The organism is Staphylococcus sp. HMSC056G08 (genome assembly GCF_001812305.1).
GTDB lineage: Bacteria > Bacillota > Bacilli > Staphylococcales > Staphylococcaceae > Staphylococcus > Staphylococcus simulans.
Window position 1 is genome coordinate 1 of sequence record NZ_KV808464.1, and the last position, 3,193, is coordinate 3,193.

Annotated in this window: 2 protein-coding genes and 1 pseudogene; all 3 read right to left on the reverse strand. The window is 26.5% G+C overall.

Annotated features, from left to right (window positions below; all coding sequences use genetic code 11):
- Positions 1-206: 206 nt before the first annotated feature.
- Positions 207-1,190 carry a UDP-N-acetylmuramoyl-tripeptide--D-alanyl-D-alanine ligase gene (locus HMPREF2846_RS14690; protein WP_070626178.1) on the reverse strand — a complete coding sequence of 328 codons (984 nt, stop codon included), beginning with the start codon at positions 1,188-1,190 and terminating at the stop codon, positions 207-209.
- Between the two features lie 68 nt (positions 1,191-1,258).
- Positions 1,259-2,266, reverse strand: coding sequence for a Mur ligase family protein (locus tag HMPREF2846_RS14695; protein ID WP_070626180.1), 1,008 nt, complete (start codon positions 2,264-2,266; stop codon positions 1,259-1,261).
- A gap of 9 nt (positions 2,267-2,275) precedes the next feature.
- Positions 2,276-3,157: pseudogene (locus HMPREF2846_RS06315) on the reverse strand (poly(glycerol-phosphate) alpha-glucosyltransferase); the annotation flags it as partial.
- Positions 3,158-3,193: the final 36 nt, after the last annotated feature.

The window sequence follows — 3,193 nt, forward strand, 5'->3', positions numbered from 1 at the left end:
GCTTATTTATATCCTTATTTACGTTTATTTTTGTTTCACACAAAAATAAACGCTCCCTATAACTATTGAAAGTTATAGGGAGGTTAGTGGTACTGTGTGATTTAATAGAATATTCAACTTGGAATTGATTTTCTACAAAAACTCTTATTTTATCATTTAGAGATAATCCTTCCAAAAATAACTGGAACTTATACATTCAAAATTAGTTATATACTTAAGAAGCAATCAAATTCACTTTTGGGATCTTGATATGAAGTGAAAATAATCGTTTCTTTTTCTCCTCGTATAAATCCACTTTTGTATTTAAGTCCTAAAATAAATGTATTACTAAATTTAAATAAATCATATTTATAATACTTATACACTTGATATAGATCATTTACAGTATAACTTTGTCGCTCTTTACTTCTAAAACGTCCAGTTAAGTTTGTAGCTATTGCGGTAGATAATTTTAATTGCTGTATCAATTGATTGATATATTCTTTTCTTTCTATATGATTATCAAACAACTCATTAGCTAATTCATAGATTTCAGAAGGGTGTGGTGAATTAGTCATATTTTTTAGGAATGTATAGATGTGAATTTTTAGACCTTCAACATAACCATTTTTACTATTATTGGTTGGCCAACTTTTCATACTGATAATTCTATCTTCTAATTTTTCATCTATAGCTTTTAAATAATAGATTAATGGACTCATTCCCTCAATTGTTTGTGATTGGTTACTGTTGAATTTTTCAATTATTTGTCCAGTTTCATTATTTATTCTAATATAACTCTTTCCTACTTTACTAAGTTTTTCAAAAAGATTATCACCATCAAATTCTATATCATTCATTTCCAAAATATCTGGTAAAGATTTCGCTATTTCTGGAAAATCTGTACCCGTTACAGAAGATTTTAATAAAGTTAGAGAATCTTCATTACATAAGTATTTTAAATCATTAATTAACAACTCTTTATTCGGATACCAAGTTATATTCTTATTTCTCACCTTATTTACTACTTGTTTCAATTCTGTATCCTTACATAAAATATAATCTGCATTGCAACATTCTAACTCTTCAACTAGCTGTAAATGTATTGAACTAGACTTATGACCTAAATCACTAATTTTTCCTATGGCAATTATCTTATTACCTGAATAAAATTTTGTTTGACTATTAAATGCTCTGATCGCATTAATCATTGCTGGTAATGAAGCATTATGTGTATCATCTAGTAAGGTTAATTTATGCGATTTTGTTTGTATCTCTTTTAAAGATAATATTTTAGAAAATGGTTTGAATTTTTTAGTGATTTTTTCTTTATTGGCAAATTTAAACTTTTAAGTACTAATATACTTGCAAGTGCATTATAGACCATCCCTTTACTAATCGTATTAATTTGATAAACTTCTTTTTCATTATTTTGGTTTTCTATTAAGAACTCAATATTCCCTTTATTATATCTGATATTATCAACAGACAAATCAACTTTACTATCCTTATTAATACCATAAGTTAACACATTGTTAGTTTTTTCTTGTGCTTTATTAACTAAGTAATCAGCATATAATGTATCATTATTAATAATTGCTGTCCCATTATCTGAAAGGCCCTCAAAAATTCTTGTCTTAATTTTAGCAATATCTTTAACAGACTTAAAAGTTGAAAAATGTGCTTCACCTATGCCAGTAATAATTGCTATATCTGGTTTTAAGTAAATAGCTGTATTTTCAAGGTAATTAATTGCATTCATAGATGTTTCAATTACAGCAAAGTCAGGATTTTTAATTAATTTCAACATATTACTATAAATAGCTGCTCTGACATTATTATTCCCTCTATTTTCAAGTACGTTAAAATCACTTAATAAACTAGTAATTAACTTCCTAGTTGAACTTTTACCCATTGATCCAGTTATAGCAATAACTGGGTTTTTATATTGATTTCTAATATATATAGCTAATTTTTTTAAAGCTTGAACAGAGTCTTCTATAATTATTTGTGGCGTGTTAAATGTTAAATCAGAAATATATTTTTCTGTTATAATTAATCCTATTTCTCCATTTTGTCTATCTACTAAATCACTACCATCTAGAGCATTTTTATTTCTTCCTAATTCTCTTGACCATATTTCTTTATTGGGAGAGAAATACGCAGTTTTTTTACTTTTTATAAAATGATAAACTGTTTCAAAATCATTTATTTCATTCGATTCTTTATTGCTTGCATCTTTTAATTCCCCACCTATAATATTGTATATTTTTTTAATTGTTAACATAATAAATACCTACCCTTTAAATTCTCTTTGATATTGTACATATCCTGAAAGATAATGTTCAATATCATCAATTCGAACACGATAGCCATGATGCTTAATAAAGAAACTCCCTAAGATTCTAGAGGGGTTTTTAAAATACATTGCAATTTCAGGATAAAAAAATCCAACTCTTTGATAATCTGCTCTAATATCAATAACTTCTTTTAAATATTTTTCATCTATCAAATGATTTACTAATTCTTCAAAACCAGTTTCTTTTGCTTTTTTAACTAATCTATAAGTAGCCATTAACATTTCTAAAAATGTTGGAAATGTTGTTTCTCGATTTTTAATATAATCAAGATAATTATTGACATTTTTAATTCCAAATTCAAAATATCTATCTTGTGGATTGATTTGGACTAATTCATTTGTACAATAACCTAACCAATGATCATGGTATTGCCAATATTTTTTCTCAATGAAACGATCCATTAATTTTTCTACAGTCTTCAACCATAATTCATTTTTATCTTTTTGATATAGTCTCAACAATGCAAGGGCTGCTTCACCATCATAATAAATAATTCTGAATTTTTCTTTAACGCTTAAATCTGGATAATTTAATATATGTGTTGTTTCATACGTGTTTTTATCAATCATTGTAAGGATGCCTTTCGCTACTTTTTGAGCGCTTTTAAGGTATTCAAGGTTATCTTCATGTTTTAAATATTCACATACCGCAAATATAAATGAAGCATTTTGTCCTAATTTGATTTCATTAGATTCGTTAGTATCATCATAAATATATGCTTTATCCCCAACCTCAAGTAACTGATTTGAAATAACATAATCAATTGCTTTTTCAACAGGTTGCAAACTTTTTCCTAGATAAGCCAATCCTTCTATTAAAGGGTTCTGTTGCAAAGTAAAAAAATATAGCTAACC